The 24241-nt window shown below is 69.6% G+C and carries 26 protein-coding genes; 12 read left to right on the forward strand and 14 right to left on the reverse strand.

Translation table 11 applies throughout. The annotated features are described in order from the left end of the window. The 5 genes from thrC (at position 1) to J3P31_RS19645 (ending at position 5586) form a co-directional block, all read left to right on the forward strand. The gene (thrC, locus tag J3P31_RS19625; RefSeq protein ID WP_210530220.1) at positions 1 to 1389 is read left to right on the forward strand and encodes a threonine synthase; all 1389 of its coding nucleotides are present in this window, start codon (positions 1 to 3) and stop codon (positions 1387 to 1389) included. Next, positions 1386 to 2651, forward strand: a complete 1266-nt coding sequence (locus J3P31_RS19630) for a M16 family metallopeptidase (protein ID WP_210530221.1) — start codon at positions 1386 to 1388, stop codon at positions 2649 to 2651. Before thrC ends, J3P31_RS19630 begins: the two co-directional genes overlap by 4 nt. A gap of 55 nt (positions 2652 to 2706) precedes the next feature. After that, a complete protein-coding gene (locus J3P31_RS19635; RefSeq protein WP_246849697.1) occupies positions 2707 to 3249 on the forward strand; it encodes a GNAT family N-acetyltransferase in 543 nt (180 codons plus the stop codon). A gap of 69 nt (positions 3250 to 3318) precedes the next feature. After that, a complete protein-coding gene (locus J3P31_RS19640; protein ID WP_210530223.1) occupies positions 3319 to 4134 on the forward strand; it encodes an MBL fold metallo-hydrolase in 816 nt (271 codons plus the stop codon). A gap of 36 nt (positions 4135 to 4170) precedes the next feature. Further along, positions 4171 to 5586: an FAD-binding oxidoreductase gene (locus J3P31_RS19645; RefSeq protein WP_210530224.1), complete on the forward strand. Its 1416-nt coding sequence runs from the start codon at positions 4171 to 4173 to the stop codon at positions 5584 to 5586. 21 nt (positions 5587 to 5607) lie between these two features. Here the strand turns inward: J3P31_RS19645 and J3P31_RS19650 are convergent, their stop codons facing one another. The 4 genes from J3P31_RS19650 to J3P31_RS19665 all read right to left on the reverse strand — a co-directional run bounded on the left by J3P31_RS19650 (position 5608) and on the right by J3P31_RS19665 (position 8469). Then, complete coding sequence (locus tag J3P31_RS19650) at positions 5608 to 6135, reverse strand: adenine phosphoribosyltransferase (protein WP_210530225.1); 528 nt, start codon at positions 6133 to 6135, stop codon at positions 5608 to 5610. Between the two features lie 35 nt (positions 6136 to 6170). Beyond that, complete coding sequence (locus J3P31_RS19655; RefSeq protein WP_210530226.1) at positions 6171 to 6860, reverse strand: hypothetical protein; 690 nt, start codon at positions 6858 to 6860, stop codon at positions 6171 to 6173. Beyond that, positions 6857 to 7723 (reverse strand): S-methyl-5'-thioadenosine phosphorylase, encoded by an 867-nt coding sequence (locus J3P31_RS19660; protein ID WP_210530227.1) that lies wholly within the window; start codon positions 7721 to 7723, stop codon positions 6857 to 6859. Before J3P31_RS19660 ends, J3P31_RS19655 begins: the two co-directional genes overlap by 4 nt. A 128-nt stretch (positions 7724 to 7851) precedes the next feature. Further along, positions 7852 to 8469, reverse strand: coding sequence for a flavin reductase family protein (locus J3P31_RS19665; RefSeq protein WP_210530228.1), 618 nt, complete (start codon positions 8467 to 8469; stop codon positions 7852 to 7854). Between the two features lie 80 nt (positions 8470 to 8549). On the opposite strand from J3P31_RS19665, the gene J3P31_RS19670 reads away from it, so the two are divergent. Beyond that, entirely contained in the window at positions 8550 to 9050 is a 501-nt protein-coding gene (locus tag J3P31_RS19670) for a GNAT family N-acetyltransferase (RefSeq protein WP_210530229.1), read from the forward strand. A 123-nt stretch (positions 9051 to 9173) separates the two neighbouring features. Continuing rightward, positions 9174 to 9998, forward strand: coding sequence for an EcsC family protein (locus J3P31_RS19675; RefSeq protein ID WP_210530230.1), 825 nt, complete (start codon positions 9174 to 9176; stop codon positions 9996 to 9998). Here the strand turns inward: J3P31_RS19675 and J3P31_RS19680 are convergent. The 5 genes from J3P31_RS19680 to J3P31_RS19700 all read right to left on the reverse strand — a co-directional run bounded on the left by J3P31_RS19680 (position 9947) and on the right by J3P31_RS19700 (position 17024). Further along, positions 9947 to 11149 (reverse strand): glycosyltransferase family 87 protein, encoded by a 1203-nt coding sequence (locus J3P31_RS19680; protein ID WP_210530231.1) that lies wholly within the window; start codon positions 11147 to 11149, stop codon positions 9947 to 9949. The two genes, J3P31_RS19675 and J3P31_RS19680, sit on opposite strands and share 52 nt — an antisense overlap. Before the next feature lie 101 nt (positions 11150 to 11250). Then, on the reverse strand, positions 11251 to 12864 hold the full coding sequence (locus J3P31_RS19685; RefSeq protein WP_210530232.1) for a hypothetical protein: 1614 nt from the start codon (positions 12862 to 12864) through the stop codon (positions 11251 to 11253). 89 nt (positions 12865 to 12953) lie between these two features. After that, entirely contained in the window at positions 12954 to 15200 is a 2247-nt protein-coding gene (ptsP, locus tag J3P31_RS19690; RefSeq protein ID WP_210530233.1) for a phosphoenolpyruvate--protein phosphotransferase, read from the reverse strand. A 37-nt stretch (positions 15201 to 15237) separates the two neighbouring features. Further along, the gene (locus J3P31_RS19695) at positions 15238 to 16476 is read right to left on the reverse strand and encodes an aspartate kinase (RefSeq protein WP_210530234.1); all 1239 of its coding nucleotides are present in this window, start codon (positions 16474 to 16476) and stop codon (positions 15238 to 15240) included. 137 nt (positions 16477 to 16613) lie between these two features. Beyond that, positions 16614 to 17024, reverse strand: a complete 411-nt coding sequence (locus tag J3P31_RS19700) for a DUF1178 family protein (RefSeq protein ID WP_210530235.1) — start codon at positions 17022 to 17024, stop codon at positions 16614 to 16616. A 186-nt stretch (positions 17025 to 17210) separates the two neighbouring features. Between J3P31_RS19700 and J3P31_RS19705 the strand changes: the two genes are divergently transcribed. Both J3P31_RS19705 and J3P31_RS19710 read left to right on the forward strand, forming a co-directional pair. Continuing rightward, a complete protein-coding gene (locus J3P31_RS19705) occupies positions 17211 to 17765 on the forward strand; it encodes a glutathione peroxidase (RefSeq protein WP_210530236.1) in 555 nt (184 codons plus the stop codon). Further along, positions 17762 to 18886, forward strand: coding sequence for an acetoin utilization protein AcuC (locus J3P31_RS19710; RefSeq protein ID WP_246849695.1), 1125 nt, complete (start codon positions 17762 to 17764; stop codon positions 18884 to 18886). The genes J3P31_RS19705 and J3P31_RS19710 overlap by 4 nt, the downstream gene beginning before the upstream one ends. On the opposite strand, the gene modB is transcribed toward J3P31_RS19710, so the two are convergent. The 4 genes from modB to J3P31_RS19730 form a co-directional block, all read right to left on the reverse strand. Further along, a complete protein-coding gene (gene modB, locus J3P31_RS19715) occupies positions 18883 to 19584 on the reverse strand; it encodes a molybdate ABC transporter permease subunit (RefSeq protein WP_210530253.1) in 702 nt (233 codons plus the stop codon). The genes J3P31_RS19710 and modB overlap by 4 nt on opposite strands. A gap of 2 nt (positions 19585 to 19586) precedes the next feature. Then, positions 19587 to 20345 carry a molybdate ABC transporter substrate-binding protein gene (gene modA, locus J3P31_RS19720; RefSeq protein ID WP_210530237.1) on the reverse strand — a complete coding sequence of 253 codons (759 nt, stop codon included), beginning with the start codon at positions 20343 to 20345 and terminating at the stop codon, positions 19587 to 19589. A 64-nt stretch (positions 20346 to 20409) separates the two neighbouring features. Further along, positions 20410 to 20772, reverse strand: coding sequence for a winged helix-turn-helix domain-containing protein (locus J3P31_RS19725; protein WP_210530238.1), 363 nt, complete (start codon positions 20770 to 20772; stop codon positions 20410 to 20412). Between the two features lie 117 nt (positions 20773 to 20889). Then, the gene (locus tag J3P31_RS19730) at positions 20890 to 22146 is read right to left on the reverse strand and encodes a DNA polymerase IV (protein WP_210530239.1); all 1257 of its coding nucleotides are present in this window, start codon (positions 22144 to 22146) and stop codon (positions 20890 to 20892) included. A 29-nt stretch (positions 22147 to 22175) separates the two neighbouring features. Here J3P31_RS19730 and J3P31_RS19735 point away from each other — a divergent pair, with 29 nt between their 5' ends. Genes J3P31_RS19735 through J3P31_RS19745 form a run of 3 tightly spaced genes read left to right on the forward strand, consistent with a single transcriptional unit; the run spans position 22176 to position 23811 of the window. Then, positions 22176 to 22610: an NUDIX domain-containing protein gene (locus J3P31_RS19735; protein WP_210530240.1), complete on the forward strand. Its 435-nt coding sequence runs from the start codon at positions 22176 to 22178 to the stop codon at positions 22608 to 22610. Between the two features lie 32 nt (positions 22611 to 22642). Beyond that, positions 22643 to 23542: an SPFH domain-containing protein gene (locus tag J3P31_RS19740; RefSeq protein WP_210530241.1), complete on the forward strand. Its 900-nt coding sequence runs from the start codon at positions 22643 to 22645 to the stop codon at positions 23540 to 23542. Then, on the forward strand, positions 23539 to 23811 hold the full coding sequence (locus J3P31_RS19745) for a hypothetical protein (RefSeq protein WP_210530242.1): 273 nt from the start codon (positions 23539 to 23541) through the stop codon (positions 23809 to 23811). Before J3P31_RS19740 ends, J3P31_RS19745 begins: the two co-directional genes overlap by 4 nt. A gap of 77 nt (positions 23812 to 23888) precedes the next feature. On the opposite strand, the gene J3P31_RS19750 is transcribed toward J3P31_RS19745, so the two are convergent. Next, on the reverse strand, positions 23889 to 24101 hold the full coding sequence (locus tag J3P31_RS19750) for an orotidine 5'-phosphate decarboxylase (protein WP_210530243.1): 213 nt from the start codon (positions 24099 to 24101) through the stop codon (positions 23889 to 23891). Between the last annotated feature and the right edge of the window lie 140 nt (positions 24102 to 24241).

Genomic DNA, 24241 nt, shown 5'->3' on the forward strand with positions numbered 1-24241 from the left:
ATGCGCTACATCTCCACTCGCGGGCAGGCCCCCGCCCTCAACTTCGAGCAGGCCATGATGACGGGTCTGGCCTCCGACGGCGGCCTTTACGTCCCCGAGGTCGTCCCCGTCCTGAACCCGGAGGAGATCGCGGCGCTGGCCGGGCTTCCCTTCGAAGAGGCCGCCTTCCGCATCATGCGGCCTTTTGTGGCCGACAGCTTCGACCCCGAGGAGTTCCGCCGCCTGATCGACGACGCTTACAAGGGGTTCGGCCATGCGGCCCGGGTGCCCTTGGTGCAGCTCGGCCCCAATCACTTCCTGCTGGAGCTGTTCCACGGGCCGACGCTCGCCTTCAAGGACGTGGCGATGCAGCTCATCGGGCAGCTGTTCCAGGCGGCGCTGGGTCGGTCGGGCGGCCGGATCACCATCGTGGGCGCGACTTCGGGGGATACCGGCTCCGCCGCCATCGAGGCCTTCCGGGGGCTGAAGGGCGTGGACGTGTTCATTCTTTATCCGCACGGGCGCGTGTCCGAGGTGCAGCGGCGGCAGATGACGACCCCGGCCGAGGAGAATGTCCACGCGCTGGCGATCGACGGCGACTTCGACGACTGCCAGGCGGCGCTCAAGGCCATGTTCGCGGACCGGGATTTTGCGGACGGCGTGGCCCTGTCCGGGGTGAACTCGATCAACTGGGCGCGGGTGCTCGCGCAGGTCGTCTACTATTTCACCGCCGCCGTGAGCCTGGGCGCCCCCGGCCGCGCCGTCAGCTTCACGGTGCCGACCGGCAACTTCGGGGACATCTACGCCGGGCTGATCGCCAGGCGGATGGGCCTGCCCATCCAACGTCTGGTGATCGCGACCAACCAGAACGACATCCTGCACCGCACCATCCTGTCGGGCGAGCACCGGAAGGAGGGGGTCGTGCCCTCGATCAGCCCATCCATGGACATCCAGGTGTCCTCGAACTTCGAGCGGGCCCTCTTCGACGCCTATGGGCGGGACGCCCACGCGGTGACGGCCGACATGGCCTCCCTGCGCCACGACGGCGGGTTCACGGTCGGGCAGGGCGCCATCGAGCAGCTGCGCGAGTGGTTCGACTCGGGCCGGGCCTCCGAGGGCGAGACCTCGGCCACCATCGCCCGCACCCTCGAGACCACGGGCGAGCTGATCTGCCCTCACACCGCTGTCGGGGTGCATGTCGCCGAAGCCCATCTGGGCGAGGTTCCGATGGTGACCCTGGCCACGGCGCATCCGGCCAAGTTCCCGGATGCGGTCGAGATCGCCACGGGAATCCGCCCCCCTCTTCCCCCGCGCATGGCCGACCTGTATGACCGTCCGGAGCGGGTGACGCGGGTGCCCAACGACCTCGACGCCCTGAAAACCCTCATTCGGGAGCGCATCCGCACGTGAGCGTTCGACTCCATACCCTGCCCAACGGCTTCCGCATCGCCACCGAGTCCATGCCGGGCCTCAAGTCCGCCGCCATCGGCGTCTGGGTCCTGGCCGGCGGGCGGCATGAACGGGCGGACCAGAACGGCATCGCCCATTTCCTCGAGCACATGGCCTTCAAGGGCACGACCCGGCGCACGGCGCTGGAGATCGCCGAAGCCATCGAGGACGTGGGCGGCTACATCAACGCCTACACCTCGCGCGAGATGACGGCCTACTACGCCCGCGTGCTCGAGGATGACGTCGACCTCGCGCTCGACGTGATCGCGGACATCCTGCTCAATCCCGTCTTCTCGGACGAGGAGATCGAGGTGGAGCGGGGCGTGATCCTTCAGGAGATCGGGCAGACGCTCGACACGCCGGACGACATCGTCTTCGACTGGCTGCAGGAAGCCGCCTACCCGGACCAGCCGCTGGGCCGGACCATCCTGGGCGAAAGCGAGCGGGTCAGCAGCTTTGGCAAGTCGGACCTGAGGACCTTCGTCACCGAGCATTACGGGCCTGGGCAGATGATCCTCTGCGCCGCCGGGGCGGTCGATCACGATGCGATCTGCCGCGCGGCCGAGCAGCTCTTCGGGCATCTGTCCCCCCTTCACCGGCCCTCGCTGATCGAGCCCGCCCGCTGGCAGGGCGGCGAGCGACGCGAGATCAAGTCGCTGGAGCAGGTGCATTTCGCCCTGGCCCTCGAAGGGCCGGACTATCGCGACCCGGCCATCCACACGGCGCAGATCTGGGCCACGGCCATGGGCGGCGGCATGTCGTCGCGCCTGTTCCAGGAGATCCGCGAAAACCGCGGTCTCTGCTACACCATCTTCGCCCAGGCCGGAGCCTACGAGGACACGGGCCTCAGCACGATCTATGCGGGGACCAGCGCCGAGGACATCGTGGAGCTGGTCGGCCTGACCATCGACGAGCTGAAGCGCGCCGCCGACGACATGACCGAGGCCGAGGTGGCCCGGGCGCGGGCGCAGATGAAGGCCGGGATGCTCATGGGCCTCGAGAGCCCGTCCAACCGGGCCGAGCGGCTGGCGCGGATGCTGTCGATCTGGGGCCGCATCCCCCCGGTCGAGGAGCAGATCGCCAAGGTCGAGGCCGTGACCACGCAGGACGTGCGGGACTTTGCCGCGCGCATGGCGGGCGGCACCGGCACGGCCCTGGCGGTCTACGGCCCGGCCCAGGCCGCGCCGACGCTGGACGCCCTGCGGGAGAGGCTCGCGGCCTGAGCATGGGGACTTCGTGATCTTCCGCCGTCGGGAGCTTCGCATCGAGACCGAGCGCATGGTGCTCCGGCCGCCGCAAATGGTGGACTGGCGGGCCTGGGCGGCCTTGCGGAGCGATTCGGCGGAGTTCCTGCAACCCTGGGAGCCGACCTGGGCCCTCGATCACCTGAGCCGCCGCGCTTTCACGAGCCGCGTCGGCTGGGCGCGGCATTCCATCACGCAGGGAACGGCCGTGCCGTTGTTCCTGATCCGGCGGGAGGACGGGATGCTGCTGGGGGCGATCACGCTGGACAACATCCGGCGGGGTCCGGCCCAGTCGGCCACGACGGGCTACTGGATCGGCCAGCCCTTCGCCCGGCAGGGCTACATGCGCGAGGCCGTCCTGGCCGTGGTGCAGTACGCGTTCGGCGCCCTCGATCTGAGCCGGATCGAGGCCGGCTGCCTGCCCGAGAACACCCCGTCGCGCCGGCTTCTCGAAGGCTGCGGCTACAAGTACGAGGGGGTGGCGCAGAGCTACCTCCAGATCAACGGCCGCTGGCGCAACCACGTCCTTTACGCCAACCTCCGGCACGACCGGCGCGGGCGCACCGACGCGGGCTGATCCGCCGAAACCGGGGACCTCGCGAATTCGTGGGGTGACCCCGCGGCACGGCCCGCTAGCCTTTCCGCCATGCGTGCCGCTCTTCTGATCCCAGTCCTCCTGGCTGCGATGCCGGCCTTTGCGCAGGAGCGCATCCCGAGCCATTGCATCGCCTTGGCCCAAGGTCCCGAACGGGTGGTCCAGGCGGGCTTCCGCGACCCGGTGCCCGGCGGCGCCGTCCGGATCACCTATGTCGATCACGCGATGTTCCTGATCCAGACGCCCTCGGTGGCGGCGGCCACCGACTTCACGGGATTCATGGGCAATGTGGATTTTCTGCCGGACGTGGTGACCATGAACCATGCCCATGGCACGCACTGGACCTCGGCGCCCGATCCCGCGATCCCCCACGTCCTGCAGGGGTGGAGCGACGACGGCGCGGTCGCGAATCATCGGCTCGACCTGGGCGAGATGCTGGTCCGCAACGTGCCGACGGACATCCGCGGCCGGTTCGGCGGCACGGTCGAGCCGAACGGCAACTCGATCTTCGTCTTCGAGGCGGCGGGCCTCTGCATCGGGCACCTGGGTCATCTCCACCATGAACCAAACGGTGAGGATTACGCGCTGCTGGGGCGGCTCGATGTGGTCATGGTCCCGGTGGACGGCGGGCTGACGCTGGATCACCCGACCCTGGTCCGCACGCTGGAACGGCTGAGGTCCCGCATCGTCATCCCCATGCACTGGTTCGGGCGAGGCACCCTGGACGCCTTTCTGTCCGACATGGAGCAGGAGGCCGGCTACGCCGTCGATCGCCGGAGCGGAAGCGAGATCGCCCTTACCCTGGGCGACTTGCCCGACCAGCCGACCGTCGTCGTGCTCGAGCCCGCCCTCCTGACCGAGGACTGACTTGCCCGTGCGGCGACACGGTGCAAGTAGGGCGGCATGACTCTTTCGCCCGTGACGCCCGCGTTCGTCGACACCCTTCGACGCCGTCTTCCCGATGCGGTCTTCCGCGAGGCCGAGGAGCGCCACCTGAGCGAGCCGCGCGGCCGGTTCCGGGGGACGGGCACCCTCCTGGCCCCCGGCTCGACCGAAGAGGTCGCGACCATCCTGCGGGCCTGTAGCGAGGCGCGCGTTGCGGTCGTGCCGCATTCGGGCGGGACGGGCCTCGTGGGTGGGCAACTCGTGTCCGAGGGGCCTGCGCCGGTCATCCTGAGCCTCGCGCGCATGGACCGGGTCCGGGCGATCTACCCGTCCGAGAACGTGCTGGTGGCCGAAGCCGGGGTCATCCTGGCCGACGCGCAGGAGGCGGCGCGCACGGCAGGGCGGCTTTTCCCCCTGTCCCTCGCCTCCGAAGGTTCGGCCAGGCTTGGGGGCCTGCTGGCCACGAACGCCGGCGGGACGCAGGTCCTTCGCTACGGCAACGCCCGCGCGCTCTGCCTCGGGGTCGAGGCGGTGACGGCCCGCGGCGAGGTCTGGCACGGGCTGACACGCCTCCGGAAGGACAACATGGGCTATGACCTTCGGGACCTGCTGATCGGCTCCGAAGGCACGCTCGGCATCGTGACGGCGGCGGCGCTCCGGCTGGTGCAGCCGCCGGCGCAGGTCGGGGTGGCGATGCTTGCGGTGGCGTCACCCGCTGCGGCGCTGGATCTCCTGGCCCTCGCGCAGGGGTATTATGGCGACGCCGTGCAGGGCTTCGAGCTCATCGGCCGGATGGGTTTCGAGTTCCTGGAGGAAACCGGCTTGGGCGCCTCGCCTCTCCAGCCGGTGCCCGAATGGACGGTTCTGATGGAGCTGGGTCTGCCCGAGGGCCTGGCCCCGCAGGATGCGCTGGAACGGATCTTTGTCGGGGGCAGCGAGCGGGGACTCGTCACCGATGGCGTCCTATCCTCGTCCGAGGCGCAGGGCACCGCGCTCTGGGAGCTGCGGGAGCGAATCCCCGAGGCCAACCGCCGCATCGGGTCGATCTCTTCGCATGACATCTCGCTGCCCTTGTCCGAGATCCCGACCTTCATTCCCGAGACGGAGGCAGCCCTGGCGGCGTTCGGGCCGGTCCGGGTCAACTGCTTCGGGCACCTGGGGGACGGCAACCTTCACTTCAACGTCTTCGCCCCCAAAGGCGTGGCCCGGGCCGATTTCGATCCGGTCCGGGGCCGGGTCAAGGAGATGGTGCATGACCTTGTGCATGCCCGGGGCGGCTCGATCGCAGCCGAGCATGGGGTCGGGCGGCTCAAGGTCGCGGACCTCGAACGCTACGCCGATCCGGTCAAGCTGGCGATGATGCGGGCGGTCAAGGCCGCGCTGGATCCGGACGGCATCCTCAATCCCGGGGCCGTGCTGCGCGCGGGGGCCTGAACCATCCCTTTCTTGGCCGGGTCAGTGCCCCGCGAACGCACAAAGCGCATGGACCCGGTGGCCGGCCGTTTCCAGCAGGGCCCGGCCGCCCAGGTCGGGAAGGTCGATGACGAAGGCGCAGCCCACCGCGCCGCCACCCAGCCGCTCGATGAGCGCGAGGCCAGCCTCGGCTGTGCCGCCCGTCGCTAGCAGATCGTCCACCAGAAGGACCTTCTCGCCCGGACGGATGGCGTCGTCGTGAACCTCAAGCACGGCGGTCCCGTATTCGAGCTTGTAGGCCTGCTCGAGGGTGCGGCCGGGCAGCTTGCCCTTCTTGCGCATCGGCACGAAGCCCGCGGACAACTGGTGGGCCACCGCGCCCCCCAGGATGAAGCCGCGCGCCTCGAGACCCACGACCTTGTCGATCCGCACGCCCGCCCAGGGCAGGAGCAGCTGGTCCACCGCCATGCGGAAGCCACGGGGGTCGCCGAACAGCGTCGTCACGTCGCGGAACATGATCCCCGGCGCGGGGAAGTCGGGGATGGTGCGGATGTAGTCCTTGACGGACATGGAGCCTCCGGCGGGTTGGATGGGGGTGGCCAGGGTCATGGGCTTTCGATGGGATAATGGCGCCGCAGGGCCTCGCGGTCCTGGGGGCCGAGGCGTGTCACGGAGTTCGAATCCTCGGCAAAGACCGAGATGTCATCGTAATAGGGATCGCGGATGTCGGTCATGAGGCCCATGGCCTGCGTCAACTCCTCGAGCACCACGGGGCCGACATCGGCAGGCGGCAGATCCTCGGCCATGACGATGAGGGCCTGATCGAGATCCTGTCCGTCATCCCACCAGACCGTCACCATCGCCGCGCCGAGCTGTTGCCCGTCCACGCCCGACAGGCCCGTCCCGTCGATCGCGTCGCCCTCCTGGACCGTGGAAAGCTGGAAAAGGACGTCAGGAGTCTCGCCCTTGCCGGCGCGGCGAAGATGCAGCGCCGCGCCGGCGCCGTTGATCTCGGCCATCGCGCGGTCCACGGCGGCGATCATGCGCCGGATCATCTCGGGCGGGTAGGCCGAGGAGACCGGGGCAAAGCCCACCGACAGATCCTGGGCCCGTCCAGGCGGCCAGCGGACCGGCTCCTGGGTGCAGGGACCCCCGGGCAGCGCACGGCACGCGACGAGCCGATAGAAATCCTCGGTCGAGAGCTTTCCGCTTGCGACCAGGAAATCCTCCTCCTGTGCGTCCGCCACGCCGCCGATGGCCAGGAGGCCGGCCAGCAGGACGGTGGAGCCCTTCAAAGGACCCGTTCCGCAATGCTGCGAAGCCGTTCGAGCAGCGCCGGGTCGCGCCGGTCCGGTGACGTCATGATGGCATGGTCAAGCGCGCGGTCGCAGCCGTGCGGGCAGGGGTGGCCACCCTGGGCCAGCCGCTCGGGCAGGCGTGCGGCGAGGTCGCGGCCGCGGGCGACATTGGCGGCGAGCACAGCGAGAACGGCGGCGACATCCACCGCGCCATGCCCTTCGTGCCAGGAGTCGTAATCGGTCACCATCGCCACGGTGGCATAGCAAAGCTCGGCCTCCCGCGCGAGGCGGGCCTCGGGCATGGCGGTCATGCCGATCACGTCGCAGCCCCAGACCTCGCGCCAGATGCGTGATTCGGCGCGCGACGAGAACTGCGGCCCTTCCATGGCGAGATAGGTCCCACCCCGATGAACCGTCGCGCCCGCCGCCTGGGCGGCCTCCGCCGCCAGGGCGGACAGGCGCGGGCAGGTGGGCTGGGCCAGGCTCACATGCGCCACGCACCCGGTCCCGAAGAACGAGGACGGGCGCGCCACGGTGCGGTCCACGAACTGGTCGACGATGACGATATCGCCCGGGGCCATCTCGTCCCGGAAGGACCCCACGGCGGAGATGGAGACCACGTCGGTCACGCCCAGCGTCTTGAGAGCCGCGATGTTGGCGCGCGATGGCAGGTCCCCAGGGGCATGGACATGCCCCCGCCCGTGGCGCGGCAGGAAGCTCACGGCGATGCCGTTCAACCGTCCGGTCAGGATGGCGTCGGACGGAGGACCCCAAGGGGTATCGACCTCGCGCCAGTCCGCCTCATCCAGCGTCAGGCCGTACAGGCCCGAGCCACCGATCAGTCCGAGATGCGATGCCATGTCCGCGTCCTTGTCCGCTCGGGGCGACCCTGCCGCCTGGACGCGGCGCGCGCAACCGTCCAGGACCCTGGGGGCCGTCGAACGGTGACGGGAGCGGCCCGGGCAGCCCGGGCGAAGAAGGCGTTCCCTTAGCGCGCGGGCTTCTGGCCAGGCCGGATCATCTCGAACACTTCCCGCACCACGGCGTAATCGCGGTACCCCAGGCGGGCCAGCGGCTGGTAGCGGGTGACGTCGAACCGGCCGTCCACGATGCAGTCGTCCCGCAGGTGCATCCCCGTGACGACTCCGAAGACGGCGTAATTGGCCTCGCCCGCGAGCCGGACGATCCGGGTCAGGCGGCACTCGATCGAGGCCGGCGCCTGGGCCACGCGGCAACAGGGGATGGTCTCGCAGGCGGCCTTTTCCACGCCGGCCTGCGCGAATTCGTCCACGTCGCGGGGGAGGGCAGCGGAACTGGCGTTCATCGCATCGCGGGCCGCGAACTCGACGACGTTGATGCAGAAGACGCCGGTTTCCCGGATGTTGCCCAGCGAATCCTTGGTCCCGTCGCGGTCCTCCTTGCTGTCGGACGATCCGAAGACGACCTGCGGAGGCTCGGAGGCCACGGCGTTGAAGAAGGAGTACGGGGCGAGGTTGTCCATCCCCGACAGGTCCCGGGTCGAGATCCAGGCGATCGGACGCGGCGAAACCACGGCGTAGAAAGGATTGTGAGGCAGGCCGTGGCCATCGGCGGGGCGATAGAACATCCGTTGCGTTCCCTGGATTGACTGGGGCTCCCGCCATGGTAGGGGCAGCGCGCCCAGAGGCCAGGGGCAATGGAGGCGCTATGATCCGGCTCGCCGAGGAGACGGCGGACGACTGGTGGGAGGTGGAGGCGCTCTTGGACCTGTGCTTTGCGCCGGGGCGGGAGGCTTTGTCGTCCTACCGCCTGCGCGAGGGGGTGGCGCCGGTGGCGGCGCTGTGCCTGGTGGCGCGCGACGGCGAGGGGGCGCTGGCGGGGGCCATCCGCAACTGGCCGGTGCGCGTCGCGGCGGCGGGCGGGCGCAGGTGGGCCTTGCTCCTGGGCCCGGTGGCCGTGCACCCCACGCGCCAGGGCGAGGGGCTGGGGGCCATGCTGATCCTGCGGGCGCTGGAGCTGGCGCGCGAGGGCGGCTGGAGCCGGGTGCTGCTGGTGGGCGATCTGCCCTACTACCGCCGCTTCGGCTTTCAGCGGCTCGCCGGCGTCGCCATGCCGCCGCCCACCAACCCCGAACGCATCCTGGGCCTGGACCTGCGCGAGGGCGCCTGGACCGACGTCACAGGCCCCGTCCTGCGGGCTGTGGACTAAAAGGGGCCATCCGACGAACTTCGGCGCCACAGGGCGCCGAGCCCGGTTGCGCTGCCCCCTCCAGCGCGGCCAATCGCGGTTCATGCATTGAAACGAGCCGCAGCTCGGACCATTCTTAGTGGCATGACCCAGCCGAAGCTCAAGGAAGTGAACCCTGAACACCCCCTGCGGCCGCTTGGCGATGCCGAGCGGGATGAGATCGCAGCCCTGGCGCGCCGGCAGGCGCGTGCGGGCGGTCTTCTCATGCGGGCGGTCAACCTTGTGGGTGGGTCGGTCGAAGGGGGGCTCAAGGCTTTGCCCAAGCCGGTCCGTGCCCAGATCGACAAGGCGGCGCAGGCGGCGCTCCTGCGCAGCTACGACGCGGCGGCGCGGTCCCGGCAGGCCGACGGGCGGCTGGCCGCCTTCTCCGCCTGGATCACCGGGGATCTGGCCCACAAGACGCTTGCTGCCTTCTCAGGAGCCGTCGGAGGAGCCGGAGGGCTGGCCACGGCCTTGGCCGAGCTTCCTCTCGCGACCACCATCATCTTCCGCGCCGTGCAGGGCGTGGCCGAATTGCACGGCGAGGATCCCTTGTCCGAGGAAACCCGGCTGGAATGCCTGCGGGTCTTTGGCGCGGGCGGGGCGGCCAATAAGGGCGATGATGGGGTCGACACTTCGTTCCTGGGGGCGCGACTGTCGCTGTCGGGCACGGCCATCAACCGGCTGGTGGCCCGCGTGGCGCCCCGGTTCGGAGCGGTCGTCGGCCAGAAGCTGGCCTCCCAAGCGGTCCCGATTCTAGGGGCGGCGGCCGGGGCCGGCACGAACTGGGCGTTCATCGACTACTATGTCGAGATGGCCCATGTTCATTTCGGCCTGCGCCGCCTGTCCCGTGTCCATGGCGAAGGGCCTGTGCTCGATCATTTCCACAAGGTGCTGGCGGAAAGCCGGGTGCCCGTGAAGCAGGCCTGAGCCGAAGCCGTTTCCCGTTCCGCCCGCCACACGATGCGGAAGATCACCGGCAGGGCCAGTGTCAGGGCATAGCCGCCGACAGCTGGGGGGCTGTATCCTGGCGCGACGTGCTTTTGCAGCAGGGCCAAAGTGCAGGGAGCCCAACTCAGGCACAGCAGCAGGATCGTTTCGGCCCGGCTCGCGTGGCGGGCCACATCCTGACGCAGCAGCGCCACGGCGAGCCCGCAGACCGGCAGATCGTAGTTGTAGAAATAGGGGCTCGTCAGTCCCGAAGCGAGCGCCGCGAGGCCGAGTTGCCGCCGGTTCTCCCAATCGAGGCCTCGCGCCATGCCGACAGCCCCGAGCGCCATCAGGCCCACCACTCCTTGGGCCGCCAGGGCGACGGGAAATGGCACGCCCAGGGAGAGAAGTGATCCATAGGGCGAGGTCATCCAGGATAACTTGAGGCCCGCGCCGTGGAGAGCCTCACCGGATGCGGCGAGCCCGTTCCGGAACGCCGCCCAGATGTCCCAGCCGAAGGTCCACGTGGCCAGAGCGGCCAGGAGCAGGGCGACCAGGGCGGCCATGGCCAGCGCCCGCCAGCGTCCCGTCATGATGGTCAGGGCCACGAGCCCCATGGCCAGATGCGGCTTGAGAGACATGAGACCCAAGGCCACGCCTGTCGCGTTCCTGCGTCCGCGGGACACCGACAGCGCAACCCAACCTGCCACTGCACCCATGAGCAACCCGTTCTGCCCAACCTCGATGACGTGGATCAGGGTCGGGAACAGCACCCCCAGGACAACAGGGAAGTCGTTCGGAGCCAGCGCCTTCAGAACGAGCAGGTAGGCCGTGAGCGATCCCCCCAGAACGAGCATGAAGGCGAGCCACTGCGGAAGCATCGACAACGGAACCGTCAGGAGCGTGAACGGCGGCGGGTAGCCCCAGAGGAACTTGCCCGGAACGTCCCATAAGCCGGCCTGCACCTTGGCGAATCGGACCGGGTCATAGGCCGTCGCAGCCTGGCCATATCGGGCCAGGCGCCCGACCAGGTGAAATGCGCTGAAGTCGTTGTAGAGGCCGTCCGGCGCCGCATGGATGTTCCAGGACGTGAGCGCGAGGCTGCTCCAGAGGAGCGCGATCAGCAGGGGGGCCAGACCAGACCGACCCAAGGTGTGACCGGCCGGAACGCACCTCGTCTCGAACCGCCAAGCAGGCGTTCCCACGGCCGGACCGGACCGTGGCCTGGGCCGTCGGCCTCTCATGCCTTTTGTCAGCCCGATGAGGATTCGGAAGGCGGGCGAGGGGCCTCCGGCTCGGGCGGTGCCTCTGTGACCTGATACAAGCTGAACCGTCCGGCGCGTGTCACCAGCTGAAGACCGCTTCCTGGCCCAGCCGTCCAGGGATCCAGAACCAGAAGATAGGGGAATCGCGAGGTCCAGTTCCGCAGGAAGGCCCATCGTCCGTTGTCGGCCTGGGGTCCGTTGTCGAGCAAGCGACGGACGCTGGGGGGATACAGGGACGGGTGAGAGAACGGGATCCAATCCGGCCTGACGCGAAGCGCATGGCTCCCTTGGAAGAGGGTCGGGACGAAGGCATCGCGGGTCACGACCGCATAGGCCGGCAGGTGCCAGCGTCCCCGGTCGCCCTCCTGTCCCGGAGCGCGGGCCGGCATCACGGGAGACCCGACCGGAACCTGAGCCAGGACCGTCATCAGATCCTGAATCTCGGCGTCGTAGCTGGATGCCAGGCGTTCGAAGGCGACGCCCCGCGCCAGAAGCAGGCAGGCTACGATCATCGCCCAACGCTTGGCGGTCCCGATGTCCAGACTCCGCCAGGTCGTGCCGGCAACCGCGACGGCCAGGGTGACGAGAGGCAGGCGGATGTGAACCAGGGCCACTCCGTTCAGCCAAGCCGGCGTAAGCGCGCTCGCGATGGCAAGCGCAACGATCGATCCTGTCAGCGGACCCTGAAAGATGAGCCGTGGCCCGTTCCGGCGGAACGCGGTGAGCCCGAAGAACAGGGTCAGGATCAGGGCGCCCGCTCCGGCCAGGTTCACGAGGCTTCCCATGTCGCCCGTGGACGCCACGAAGGGGGATGTCAGAACGGCGACGCGCGCCCGGAGGCCGAAGATGGTCTGGTGGCCCAGGGGCGACGCGACCGCCGACAGGGCATCAAAGACATACCAGCCAAGCGGCGGAAGGAAGGGAAGAGCCAGCAGCAATCCCCGGCCGACTTGCCGCCAGTCCTGCCGCGAGCCGAGAAGGATCTGAACCTCTCGTCCCAGGACGGCAACAGCTAGGACCACGAAGGCGAACAGATGAAGGAGATAAAGGCCGAGGGTGATGGGGGTGAACAGCAGGATCCGGAACAGCGGTCCCCGGGACTCGAGCCTCAACCAGAGCGCGAGCGCCAGCAGGGCGAACGGCACCGACAGGGAGTAATTCTCAAAGCCCCAGCGGAACGGCGCGTTGTAGGCGAAGAGCGCCGAGACTGCTGGCCACAGGCTCCACTGTTGCTGGGCCACGCGGGAGAGCACCATGGTGGCGGCGATATAGGCCATGGGGCATATGGCCATGATCACCTGGGAGAAGCGCACCGGGTCCATGCCCTGCGGCGCCAGCATCCAGAGGAGGTCGGCCGCCGAGTTGGGAAGGAGTGCCGAACCGTATTCGTAGTAGCGGGACAGCGGCCCGCCTTCCGTGGCCGCGATGTGAAGGCGCGCGATGTGGTTGGGCAGGTCCACCATGGGCAGGTAGCGGTGGGCCAGGACAGGGAGGCTGGAGCAGGCTGCCCCGAACAGGAAGGCCAAGGCTGGAAGGCCGGCCCAGGCAAGGACTGTCTGGCCATCGAGGGCTGACCTGCGCCCGATTCTTTGCATAGTCATGTGCCCCCGAAGCCTTGCGGACGAATGCGCCGCCGCACGGGAACCCCCGCCGCCTGAATCAATTGTGCCAATTTCCGGTTAATTTCTTCTTAAGGTTGTCGGGCGAGCCATTCGGTGAGTGCGGGGCGCACGGATTCGTCCCCCCGGATCCGGGCATCGTCGATGACTTTCCGGGCCTCCTGGAGGTTGACGCGGCGAAGGAGGCTCTTGACCGGTCCGATGGACGCCGGTCGCATCGAAAGCATCCGGAAGCCCATGGCGGCCAGGGCCACCGCTTCCACCGGCCGGCCGGCGTCCTCGCCGCAGAAGCTGAGCGGGGTGCCCGCCGAGGCGCAGCGTCCGACGATCCCCGAAAGCAACTCCAGGAACGACGACTCGAGCATGTCATAACGCCGGCGGACCCGCTCGTTCTCGCGGTCGGCGGCGAAGAAGAACTGCTTGAGGTCGTTGCCGCCCACCGACAGGAAGTCCACCTCGCGGAAGAAGGCATAGGACGCGAAGGCAAGGCTCGGCGTCTCGAGCATCGCGCCGACCTCGACCTTGTCGGGCAAAGGGTGGCCCAGGATGCGTTCGCGCTCCAGGGCCTTGTTGAACTCGGCGCGGGCGAGCCGGAACTCCCCCGGATTGGCGATGAAGGGGAACATCACCGTCAGGCAGCGCCCGGCCGCCGCGCGGATCAGCGCCTGAAGCTGCATCCGCAGGACCCCGGGCTTGTCGAGCCCCAGGCGGATCGCGCGCCAGCCCATCGCCGGATTGGGTTCGTCCTGGGGCTTCATGTAGCTCAGGACCTTGTCGGACCCGATGTCGAGCGTCCGGAACACGACCCGCTTGCCCTTGGCCGCATCCATCACCCGCGCATAGAGCGCCGACAGCTCGGCCCGCTTGGGCATCTGGTTGCGGACGAGGAACTGGAGTTCGGTCCGGAAGAGCCCCACGCCTTCCGCCCCCGACGAGGGAAGGGAGGGCAGGTCCGCCATCAGCCCGGCGTTCATGTGCAAGCCGATCACCGTGCCGCACAGCGATTGCGCCGGAAGCTCGCGCAGATCGGCGTAGCGCTCCTGCGCGCGGGCGAGCATGGCGATCTTGTCCTCGAAGGCCTTCCGGACGATGTCGTCCGGCCGCAGGTGGGCGATGCCCTGCTCTCCGTCCACGAGGATAAGATCGCCGTTCAGCGCCTCGGTGGTGATGCCTTCGGCCCGGATGACCAGGGGGATAGCCCAGGCGCGCGCCACGATCGCGGCGTGGGAGCCGACCGAGCCTTCCTCGAGGACGATGGCGCGCAGCGCGCCCTTGCCGTATTCGAGAAGCTCGCCAGGTCCGATGTTGCGCGCCACGAGCACCGGGCTGTCCGGCATGGCGGCGCCGGTGTCGCGGCCCTGGCCGGTCAGGATGCGGAGCAGGCGGTTGGACAGGTCGTCGAGGTCGTGGAGCCTGTCGCGCAGATAGGCGTCCGAGGCCTGCCCCATGCGAGCGCGGGCGTGGGACTGCTCCTTCTCGACAGCGGCCTCGGCGGACAGGCCCGAGCGGATGTCCTCTTCCATCCGGCGCAGCCAGGAGCGGGAATTCGCGAACATCCGGTAGGCTTCGAGCACGCCCACCTCCTCGCTGTCCACGGTGCCGGCACCGGCGAGCATCTCGTCCACCTGCGCCCGAAGCGCTTCGATCGAGGCATTGAGCCGGGCGAGCTCCTTGTCGGGATCCTCCGAGATCGGGTTGGTGACCACGACGCGCGGCTCGTGCAGGTAGACCCGGCCCGCCACCGCGCCCTCCTGGCCGGACAGGCCCCGGAAGGTGATCGGCCGCTGATGGCGGGGCGAAAGTCCTCCTTCACCGCCGTTGAAGGCGCCCAGCTCGGTCATCTCGGCCAGCACCATGGCCACGACCTCGAGAGCGTAGACCTCGTCGGGCGTATAGATCCGGGCCGCCCGGCTCTGGACCACGAGAACGCCCAGCACCTCGCCCAGCCGCTGGACCGGCACGCCGCAGAACGAGGAGAACCGTTCCTCCCCGGTCTCGGGCATGTAGCGGAAGCCGCGTTCGGCGGGCGCGTTGGCGGTGTTGGTCACCACGCGGTCACGGGCCGTGCGCCCCACGAGCCCCTCGCCCAGGCGCATCCGCGTCTGGTGAACGGCTTCGGCCTTGAGGCCGACCGTGGCGCAGAGCTCGAGCGTCTCGGCGTCACGGAACAGGTAGATCGAGCAGACCTCGCATCCCATCGAGGACGCGATCAGCTGCACGATGCGGTCGAGACGGGTCTGGCCGACGCTCGTGGCGGCCATGACCGCGCTGAGGCGGCCCAAGAGCTTGCGGCTCTCGCTCTCGGTCCGGTCGGGCATCGTCTCCTCTCGGGGGCTCTGCCCCGTGCGTTGGAACTCAGGCAGCCTTTTCGAGGCCAAAGGCATCATGGAGGGCCTGCACGGCCAGTTCCATGTATTTCCGGTCGATCAGGACGGAAATCTTTATCTCGGAGGTTGTGATGACCTTGATGTTGACGTTCTCGGCGGCCAGCGCCTTGAACATCTGCGCCGCAACCCCGGCGTGCGACCGCATCCCGATCCCGACCACGGACACCTTGGCGACGCCCTGGTCGGTCACGAGCTCCTCGAAGCCGATGTCGCCCCGCGCCTTGGCTTCGCCCAGCGCCTTCTCGGCCCGCAGGACCTGATCGTTGGGGCAGGAGAAGGTCATGTCCGTCCGGCCATGCTCGGAGATGTTCTGGACGATCATGTCCACGTTCACCCCGGCCTCGGCCAGCGGTCCGAAGATGGCGGCGGCGATGCCCGGGCGGTCCGGGACCGAGGTCAGCGTCATCTTGGCCTCGTCGCGCGAATAGGCGACCCCGGCGACCGCGTTCGACTCCATGATGTCCTCCTCGTCGCAGACGAGGGTTCCGGCCTCGTCGGTCTGTTCCTCGAAGCTCGACAGGACGCGGAGCTTCACCTTGTAGCGCATCGCCAGCTCGACCGAGCGGGTCTGGAGCACCTTGGCGCCCAGCGACGCCAGTTCCAGCATCTCCTCGAAGGCGATGCGGTCGAGCTTGCGGGCCTTCTCGCAGATGCGGGGGTCGGTCGTGTAGACGCCGTCCACGTCCGTGTAGATATCGCAGCGCACCGCGTCGAAGGCGGCCGCGAAGGCCACGGCGGTGGTGTCCGAGCCGCCCCGGCCCAGCGTGGTGACGCGGCCTTCGGGCGAGATGCCCTGGAAGCCCGCGACCACGGCCACCTTCATCCCTTCGCGGAACTTGCGCAGGATGTTGTCGGTCGGGATGGCCTCGATCCGGGCGGAGCCGTGGGCCGAGGTGGTCATCACCGGCACCTGCCAGCCCTGCCAGGACCTGGCCGGGATATCCATCTCCTGGAGGCGGAGCGCCATGAGGCCTGCGGTCACGTTCTCCCCGGAGGAGGTCACGGCATCGTATTCGCGCGCGTCATAGAGCGGCGACGTGTCCTGGACGAAGCCCACGAGCTTGTTGGTCTCGCCCGCCATGGCGGAGACGATGACGATGACGTCGTGGCCCTTGGCCACCTCGACGGCGACGCGCTTGGCCGCGCGCGCGATGCGATCCACGTTGGCGACCGACGTGCCGCCGAACTTCATGACAAGGATGGACATGCGGGTCCCCAGAGTTCCGGGCGCCCTCATAATCGGGGTGGACCGCAGGGGCAATGGTGGCTCGGCGCGCCGCCGGACTGGCTGGTCCCGACGGCGCGGCCGGGGCTGTCGCGGATCGGGCCGGGCGGGCCGGCGGCCTAGTTCGCGCCGCGCTTGGGCATGAACGGAAGGGGAGCGACGGGGATCCCCTCCTCGATCAGGGCCTTGGCCTCCTCGGGCTTGGCCTCGCCCCAGATGGATCGCTCGGGCTTGATGCCTTCGTGCATCGCCCGCGCCTCGGCCGCGAAGCTCAGCCCGACGTAGTCCGAGTTCTCCTCGACCTGCCGGCGCATCGCGGCCAGCATCGCCTCCCGCGGGTCGCGGGGGGCGGACAGGTCGCCGCGCGAGTTGGACAGGGCCGGCGCCATCAGCGCCTTTTCAACCTTCGCGGAGCCGCATTCGGCGCAGGTCAGCAGGCCCCGCCTGGCGAGGTCGTCGAAGGCGGCGGCGGACTGGAACCAGCTGTCGAAGTGGTGGCCGTCCGCGCAGGAAAGGCTGTAGCGGACCATGGCCCTGGATCCCGTTGCTGACGGACCGAAGATAAGCACGCGGGCGGCGTACGCAACAGGTCGCAAGTTTCCAGAAATTCTCATGTTCCCGTGAGCGTGGCCGAGACGCCCGCCCCATGTCGCGAACAGGCCATGGACGGGTCGGCCGGCAGTGCTATCGTAGCGTCAGGCAAGGCGGAGGCGGTCATGCAGCATCTGGCGTTCACCCTGGGGCTGACCCTTCTGGCGGTGCTGCCGAGCGCCGGGGCGCGGGCCGCGACGGCGGAGGAGGCGATGTTGCAGCAGTTCCGGTTCACTTCGATCGATGGGGGCCAGATCGGCTTCACCGACTGGGCCGGCCATCCGGTCCTGATCGCCAACACGGCGTCGCTCTGCGGCTACACGCCCCAGTACAACGACCTGCAGGCGCTTTATGATGCGTACCGGGACCGCGGGCTCGTGGTCGTGGCGGTGCCGTCCGACGACTTCCGGCAGGAGCTGGGCTCGGAGCAGGAGGTCAAGGACTTCTGCGAGCTCAACTACGACCTCGACCTGCCGATGACCGGGATCACGCATGTCCGCGGCGAGACGGCGCATCCCTTCTTCTCCTGGCTGCGCGAGAGCCAGGGCTTTGAGCCCCAGTGGAACTTCAACAAGGTCCTGATCGGCGCGGACGGATCCGTGCTGGGCACCTGGGGCTCGTCCGAGGTTCCCACCGGACCCGCGATCACGCAGGCCGTCGAGGCGGCGCTGGCGTCCTGACGCCCATCCTCATAGGGTCCGAGATCTACCGCGGGTCGAGCTATGGCCCCTGGCATCCCTTGCGCATCCCGCGCGTGTCGACCGTCATGGACCTTGGGCGCGCGCTGGGCTGGCTGCCGCCCGGACGGTTCCGCCGGAGCCCCCGCGCCCGGCCGGCGGCGCTGACAGCCTGGCACAGCTCCGACTATGTGGCCGCTCTGGCGCAGGCCGAGCGGGAGCAGGCCGTCAGCGCCGAGACCCGCGACCGGCACGGCCTCGGGACCACCGCGAACCCGGTGTTTCCCGAGATGTATCGCCGTCCGGCCACCGGCGTCGGCGGGGTCATGCTGGCGGGGGAGCTGCTGGCGGGCGGAGGCGCGGTCCATGTGCCGGGCGGCGGGACGCATCATGCCTTCCCCGACCGGGCGAACGGCTTCTGCTACCTCAACGACCCGGTCTTCGCGATCCTGTCGCTTCGCCGCCATGGGGCGCGGCGCGTGGCCTATGTCGACATCGACGCCCATCATTGCGACGGGGTGGAGCACGGCTTCCGCGACGATCCCGACACCCTGCTCCTGTCCATCCACGAAGAGGGCCGCTGGCCCCGGACGGGTGCGATCGCGGATCGGGGGATCGGCAACGTCTTCAACCTGCCGGTGCCGCGCGGCTTTCACGACGACGACATGGCGCGGACGCGCGAGGCGTTGATCCTGCCCGCCGTCGCCGCCTTCCGGCCCGATGCGGTCGTGCTCCAGTCCGGGTCGGACGGCGTGCTCGAGGATCCGCAGTCGCGGCTCGCCCTGTCCAACAACGCCCATGCGGGGGTGCTGGAGGGGCTGCGGCCGTTGGCACCCCGGCTGATGCTGCTGGGCGGCGGCGGTTACAATCCCTGGTCGGTCGGGCGCTGCTGGACACGGCTCTGGGGCATCCTGTCGGGGCAGGAGATTCCGGACCGCCTCCCGCCCGAGGCCGAGAAGGTGCTCCGGGCGCTGACCTGGCGGCGCCAGGGCGGCGGTCGCGAGATCGTGCCGTCCGAACCCTGGGTCACGACCCTGGCCGACCCGTGGCGCGGCGGCCCGCCCGGCGAGGGCGTGGCGGAGCGCGTGACCGATCTGGCGGCGCGCCTGCGCGCCTGGGCCTAGCGCCCGGCGATCCGCCGTGCCGCGCGCCGGCCCAGGATCTCGGACAGGATGATCGCCAGGGTGGACACGAGGATCGAGATCCCCACGAGCCGCAGCGCCGCGCCCTCGCCGCCGGGGATCTGCAGGAGGACATGGATGGCCGAGGGCAGCGTCTGCGTCTCGCCGGGGATGTTCGAGACGAAGGTGATCGTCGCGCCGAACTCGCCCATGGCGCGGGCGAAGCCCAGGATCGCCCCGGCGACGATGCCGGGCAGCGCCAGCGGGAGCGTCACCGTTAGGAAGGCGAGGCTTGGCCGCGCGCCCAGATCGGCGGCCGACTCCTCGAGGTGCCGCGGCACGGCCTCGATGGACAGGCGGATCGGCCGGACGATCAGCGGAAAGGCCATCACCGCCGCCGCGAGCGCCGCTCCGGTCCAGCGGAAGGCGAAGACGATGCCGCAGCAGTCCTGAAGGACCCCGCCCACCGGCCCCCGCGTGCCAAAGGTCATCAGCAGGAGGTAGCCGGTCACCACGGGCGGCAGCACCAGGGGTAGGTGCACGAGCACGTTCAGGGCTTCGCGCCCCGGGAATCGCCAGCGGGCCAGCGCCTGCGCGGTCAGGAGCGCGAGCGGCAGGCTGGCCAGGGTGGCGGCGCAGGACACGCGCAAGGACAGGAGGAGGGCGGTGGCCTCCTCGGGCGTGAGGGTCCAGCCGGACAGGGTCAGTCGAGCACCACGAAGCCCTGCGCCTCGAAAACCTGTCGCGCCTCGGGGGACGACAGGTGGTCGAGGAAGGCGGCGGCCTCCGGGCTGTCATGGCCGGCCACGAGCGCGGCCGGGTAGGTGATGGGGGCGTGGCTGTCCTGGGGGAAGGTGCCGATCACCGAGACGTCCTCGTTCGCCGCCTGGGACGCAATGGCGTCGGACCCGTAGACGATGCCGAGCGGCGCCTCGCCCGAGGCGACCAGCGCCAGCGCGGCGCGGACGTTCTCGGCCTGGGCGACCTGTGGAGCGATCCCTGACCAGAGCCCGAGATGGGTGAGCGCCTCCTTGCCGTAGACCCCGGCGGGCACGGAGTCGACCAGCGCCATGGCGAGCCTGCCGCCATCCAGCAGGCGGGGAAGGTCGAGGTCCGGCCCGATCGCGACGGGCTCGGCGGGGCCATGCGCGACCAGCACGAGGGTATTCCCCAGGAGGTCCCGGCGGCTCCCCTCGACGATCAGGTCCTTGGACTCGAGCTCATCCATCCAGTCCACCGCGGCCGACAGGAACAGGTCCGCCGGGGCGCCCTGCTCGATCTGCTGGGCGAGCTGCGGGGTGCCGGCGTAGGACAGGACCACCTCGGTCCCGGTGGCCTCGCTCCAGTCGGCGGCGATCTCGTCCAGCGCGGTCCTCAGGCTGGCCGCGGCGAAAACCGTCACCGGATCGGCCATCGCGGGGGATGCGATCCCCAGGCCGACAAGGACGGCAGCAAGGCGCATCGGGACCTCCGGAGCGTTGTGTTCAGCCGGATATATCGCTCCCCGTCCGATCCGCGTGCAAGCGTTATTTCCGTCCGGACATATCGGCCCGGTCGCGGATCGCGGCGATGTAGGCGGCGCCTTCGCTCAGCAGCAGCGACTCGAGCGCCCGGTACGACGCCAGCACCGCCTCGCCCTCCTTGGTGAGCCGTGCGCCCCCGCCGCCTTCGCCGCCGCGCGAAAGCTCCACCAGGGGCGCCCGGAAGGCGCGGTTGGCCTCGGCGACCAGCGACCAGGCGCGCCGGTAGCTCATGCCCATCGCCGCCGCCGCGGCCGACACCGATCCCGTCTCGCGGATGCGGGTCAGGAGGTCGGCCTTGCCCGGGCCGAAGCGGAGCCCTTCGCCCAGGGGGATGCGCAGATGGATGGGAAGATCGGCGGCGCTCATGGCGCAAGCATCCTGCGTGGGGTTCCGTAATACAAGCGCCCGCTCCTTCGTGAACGGATCCGGAGCGCCCCGGCCTCCGGGCGAGCCTTCGTTCGGCGGACCCGGGTGCGGGTCACGTCACCGTAACGCGCGGCCCTTGAGGATCGCTCCATCGCCGAATCGCGCGCGAATCGCGTCGGCCGCCCGTTCGGCCTTGACGCGCCGGGCCGCCTCGGCGTCGAGGAGGTCGGTTGCCCGGTCGGCGAGCCGGCCATCGGTGATCTCGGAAAGGCCGACCCCGAGAAGGCGGAACGGACCCGGCTCGGCCACCTGGTCCAGCAGGCCGCGCGCGGCCCGGTAGATCGCGTCGGCGATCTGCGTGGGCTCCCGCAGGGCGGTCCGGCGCGTCAGGCTCTGGTGGTCGGCCTTCTTGAGCTTCAGCACGACGACCCGGCCGGCGAGATCCTGGGCCTTGGCCCGCGACGAGACCTTTTCCGCCAGCCGCCAGACATGCCCGTCGAGAAGGTCGCGGTCGGACGTGTCCTCATGGAAGGTCGTCTCGTTCGAGATGCTCTTGGTGTCCCGGTCGGAATTGACCGATCGCGCGTCCTCGCCGCGGGCCAGATGCCAGAGCCGTTCGCCCATATGGCCGAAGCGGGCATGGAGATCGCGCCGATCCCAGCGAAGGATGTCGCCGATGGTGCGGATGCCGGCCTTGCCGAGAGCCTCCTGGCCGGCCGGGCCGATGCCCCATATGAGCCGGACCGGCTGGGGGGCCAGGAAGTCGCGCGTCTCGGTCCGCCCGATGACCGAGAAGCCGCGCGGCTTGTCGAGGTCCGAGGCGACCTTGGCCAGGAACTTGTTGTGGGACAGCCCGATCGAGCCGGTCAGCCCCAGCTCGGAGTGCATCCGCCGGACCAGCCGGGCCAGCATCACGGCCGGCGGCGCGCCGTGGAGGCGTTCCGTGCCCGACAGGTCCATGAAGGCCTCGTCGAGGCTGAGCGGCTCGATGCGGTCGGTCAGCTCCTCCATGAAGGCCCGGATCGCGCGCGAGGCTTCGACATAGGCGGAGAACCTGGGCTTCACGACGACCGCCTCGGGGCAGAGCCGCAGAGCCTCGAACATGGGCATCGCCGACCGGACCCCCCGGATGCGGGCCAGATAGCAGGCCGTCGAGACCACGCCCCGCTTGCCACCGCCCACGATGACGGGAACATCGCGCAGATCGGGATTGTCGCGCTTCTCCACGGCGGCGAAGAAGGCATCGCAGTCCATGTGGGCGACGGACAGGCTGAAGAGCTCCGGGTGGGTGGTGACGCGCGGCGACCGGCAGGACGGGCAGCGGCGGGCCTCCTGGTCGAATCGGTGCAGGCAGTCGCGGCACAGGGCTGGCATGGGGACAGGATAGCGCGGAAGGACGGGACATGCAGGACTATGTGGGCGCGAAGGGCGCGCTGTTCCTGGGCGACGACCTCCTGGCCACGCTCAGGGACGACATTCCGACGATCCCCTATCCGGGTTGCTGGGATTTCGTGGGCGGCGGCCGTGAAGGGGACGAGACCCCGCGCGACACCCTTGTCCGCGAAGCCCGCGAGGAGGTGGGCCTCGACCTGAACGAGGCCGAATGGCTCTGGGAAAGCCGTTTCCCGGCCATGGCCGACCCGACGCGGACGAGCTGGTTCTTTGTCCTGCGGATGCCCGTCCGCGCCGCCCGGCGCATCGTCATGGCCGACGAAGGGCAGGGCTGGCTCCTGATGCCGCCCGAACGGTTCCTGGCGCTGCCCGGGGCCGTGCCCATGCTGCAGGACCGGCTAGGGGTATGGTTAGGCGGACTAGGAGCCGGCGGCGTCCGGTCGTAGCCTCGCCCCATCCAACCAGCGGAAAGCGGAAGATGAACCCACAGGATCTCACCCTTGGCCTGCCTGGCTCGACGATCGTCCTCATCCTGCTCGCGCTCCTGATCGTCGTCGCGATCTTTCGCGGGATCCGGGTCGTTCCCCAGTCCGAGAAGTTCGTCGTCGAGCGGTTCGGCCGGCTCCGGTCGGTCCTGTCGCCGGGGCTCAACCTCATCGTGCCCTTCCTGGACCGGGTGGCGCACCGGATCTCGATCCTCGAGCGCCAGCTTCCGACCTCGCGGCAGGACGCGATCACCTCGGACAACGTGCTCGTCTCGGTCGACACCTCGGTCTTCTACCGGATCACCGAGCCCGAGAAGACGGTCTACCGGATCCGGGACGTGGATGCGGCCATCACCACCACCGTCGCCGGGATCGTCAGGTCCGAGATCGGCCGCATGGAGCTCGACCAGGTGCAGTCGAACCGGGCGCAGCTCATCACGGCGATCCGCACCCAGCTGGCCGACCAGGTGGACGACTGGGGCATCGAGGTCACGCGGGCCGAGATCCTGGACGTGAACCTCGACGAGGCGACGCGGTCGGCCATGCTCCAGCAGCTCAACGCGGAGCGGGCGCGGCGCGCGCAGGTGACCGAGGCCGAGGGGCGCAAGCGCGCGGTCGAGCTGCAGGCCGACGCCGAGCTTTACGCCGCCGAGCAGCAGGCCAAGGCCCGTCGCATCCAAGCCGATGCCGAGGCCTACGCCACCGGCGTGGTGGCCGACGCCATCGGTCGCAACGGCATCGAAGCCGCTCAGTATCAGGTCGCTCTCAAGCAGGTGGAGGCGCTGGTCGCGCTGGGGCAGGGGAGCGGCAAGCAGACCGTGGTCGTCCCGGCGGCGGCGCTCGAGGCGTTCGGCGACGCCTTCCGGCTCTTCGCGGCGGGGCGCAAGGCGTGAGCTGGTGGCTGACATGGTGGCTTTGGGTCGCGCTGGCGCTGGTGCTGGGCCTCCTGGAGGTCCTCATGCCCGTCTTCGTGTTCCTGGGCTTCTCGGCGGGGGCGCTGGCCACGGCGGCCCTGGTCGCGGTCGGGCTCGATGCGGGGCTCGGCGGGACGCTGGTGATCTTCGCGCTGCTCTCGGCCGGAGCATATGCTGTTTTGCGGTTCTATCTTGGCCAGCATCGCGGGCGGGCCAGGATCATCCGGAAGGACATCAACGAGAACTGACGCGGCGCGCCCCCTGTGACGGGGACGCGCCGCCGGCTCCGCGGGCCACGAACGCGGAGCCGGAACCGTGCCAGGCGTCAGTGAAGACGCGGCTGGTCACGGCCCGAATCGGACTGGCGGAGCGCATGGCGCGTCAGGGCCTGTTCGATCCAGTCGCGCGGGGCCGATTCGGGCGCTTCCACGCGGCAGGGATAGCGGAAGGTGCGCCCGTCGCGTTCGACGTCCACCCGCGCCTCGTAGGTGCCCTGGGCGCTGTCGTAGCGCAGCGACTTCACCGTCACGGTCTGCATCTGGTCCCCCGGTTCACTCCTGCATGGGAAACGATGCTGCACCCGGAAAGGTTGCAGCCGCATGAGCAGCATTTGTGCCGGAACGATCCCGGGCCAGGCGGGTTCGGGTGATGACCGCGGGGCGCAAGGCAAAGGACCCG

This window comes from Rubellimicrobium arenae, assembly GCF_017916275.1.
In the GTDB taxonomy this organism is placed as follows: domain Bacteria; phylum Pseudomonadota; class Alphaproteobacteria; order Rhodobacterales; family Rhodobacteraceae; genus Rubellimicrobium; species Rubellimicrobium arenae.

Excerpts from the sequence above, each read along its gene's own strand:
- thrC (WP_210530220.1), top strand. The coding sequence starts at position 1 with ATGCGCTACATCTCCACTCGCGGGCAGGCCCCCGCCCTCAACTTCGAG.
- J3P31_RS19635 (WP_246849697.1), top strand. The coding sequence starts at position 2,707 with ATGGTGCTCCGGCCGCCGCAAATGGTGGACTGGCGGGCCTGGGCGGCC.
- J3P31_RS19640 (WP_210530223.1), top strand. The coding sequence starts at position 3,319 with ATGCGTGCCGCTCTTCTGATCCCAGTCCTCCTGGCTGCGATGCCGGCC.
- J3P31_RS19645 (WP_210530224.1), top strand. The coding sequence starts at position 4,171 with ATGACTCTTTCGCCCGTGACGCCCGCGTTCGTCGACACCCTTCGACGC.
- J3P31_RS19650 (WP_210530225.1), bottom strand. The coding sequence starts at position 6,135 with ATGTCCGTCAAGGACTACATCCGCACCATCCCCGACTTCCCCGCGCCG.
- J3P31_RS19660 (WP_210530227.1), bottom strand. The coding sequence starts at position 7,723 with ATGGCATCGCATCTCGGACTGATCGGTGGCTCGGGCCTGTACGGCCTG.
- J3P31_RS19665 (WP_210530228.1), bottom strand. The coding sequence starts at position 8,469 with ATGTTCTATCGCCCCGCCGATGGCCACGGCCTGCCTCACAATCCTTTC.
- J3P31_RS19670 (WP_210530229.1), top strand. The coding sequence starts at position 8,550 with ATGATCCGGCTCGCCGAGGAGACGGCGGACGACTGGTGGGAGGTGGAG.
- J3P31_RS19675 (WP_210530230.1), top strand. The coding sequence starts at position 9,174 with ATGACCCAGCCGAAGCTCAAGGAAGTGAACCCTGAACACCCCCTGCGG.
- J3P31_RS19685 (WP_210530232.1), bottom strand. The coding sequence starts at position 12,864 with ATGACTATGCAAAGAATCGGGCGCAGGTCAGCCCTCGATGGCCAGACA.
- ptsP (WP_210530233.1), bottom strand. The coding sequence starts at position 15,200 with ATGCCCGACCGGACCGAGAGCGAGAGCCGCAAGCTCTTGGGCCGCCTC.
- J3P31_RS19695 (WP_210530234.1), bottom strand. The coding sequence starts at position 16,476 with ATGTCCATCCTTGTCATGAAGTTCGGCGGCACGTCGGTCGCCAACGTG.
- J3P31_RS19700 (WP_210530235.1), bottom strand. The coding sequence starts at position 17,024 with ATGGTCCGCTACAGCCTTTCCTGCGCGGACGGCCACCACTTCGACAGC.
- J3P31_RS19705 (WP_210530236.1), top strand. The coding sequence starts at position 17,211 with ATGCAGCATCTGGCGTTCACCCTGGGGCTGACCCTTCTGGCGGTGCTG.
- modA (WP_210530237.1), bottom strand. The coding sequence starts at position 20,345 with ATGCGCCTTGCTGCCGTCCTTGTCGGCCTGGGGATCGCATCCCCCGCG.
- J3P31_RS19725 (WP_210530238.1), bottom strand. The coding sequence starts at position 20,772 with ATGAGCGCCGCCGATCTTCCCATCCATCTGCGCATCCCCCTGGGCGAA.
- J3P31_RS19730 (WP_210530239.1), bottom strand. The coding sequence starts at position 22,146 with ATGCCAGCCCTGTGCCGCGACTGCCTGCACCGATTCGACCAGGAGGCC.
- J3P31_RS19735 (WP_210530240.1), top strand. The coding sequence starts at position 22,176 with ATGCAGGACTATGTGGGCGCGAAGGGCGCGCTGTTCCTGGGCGACGAC.
- J3P31_RS19740 (WP_210530241.1), top strand. The coding sequence starts at position 22,643 with ATGAACCCACAGGATCTCACCCTTGGCCTGCCTGGCTCGACGATCGTC.
- J3P31_RS19750 (WP_210530243.1), bottom strand. The coding sequence starts at position 24,101 with ATGCAGACCGTGACGGTGAAGTCGCTGCGCTACGACAGCGCCCAGGGC.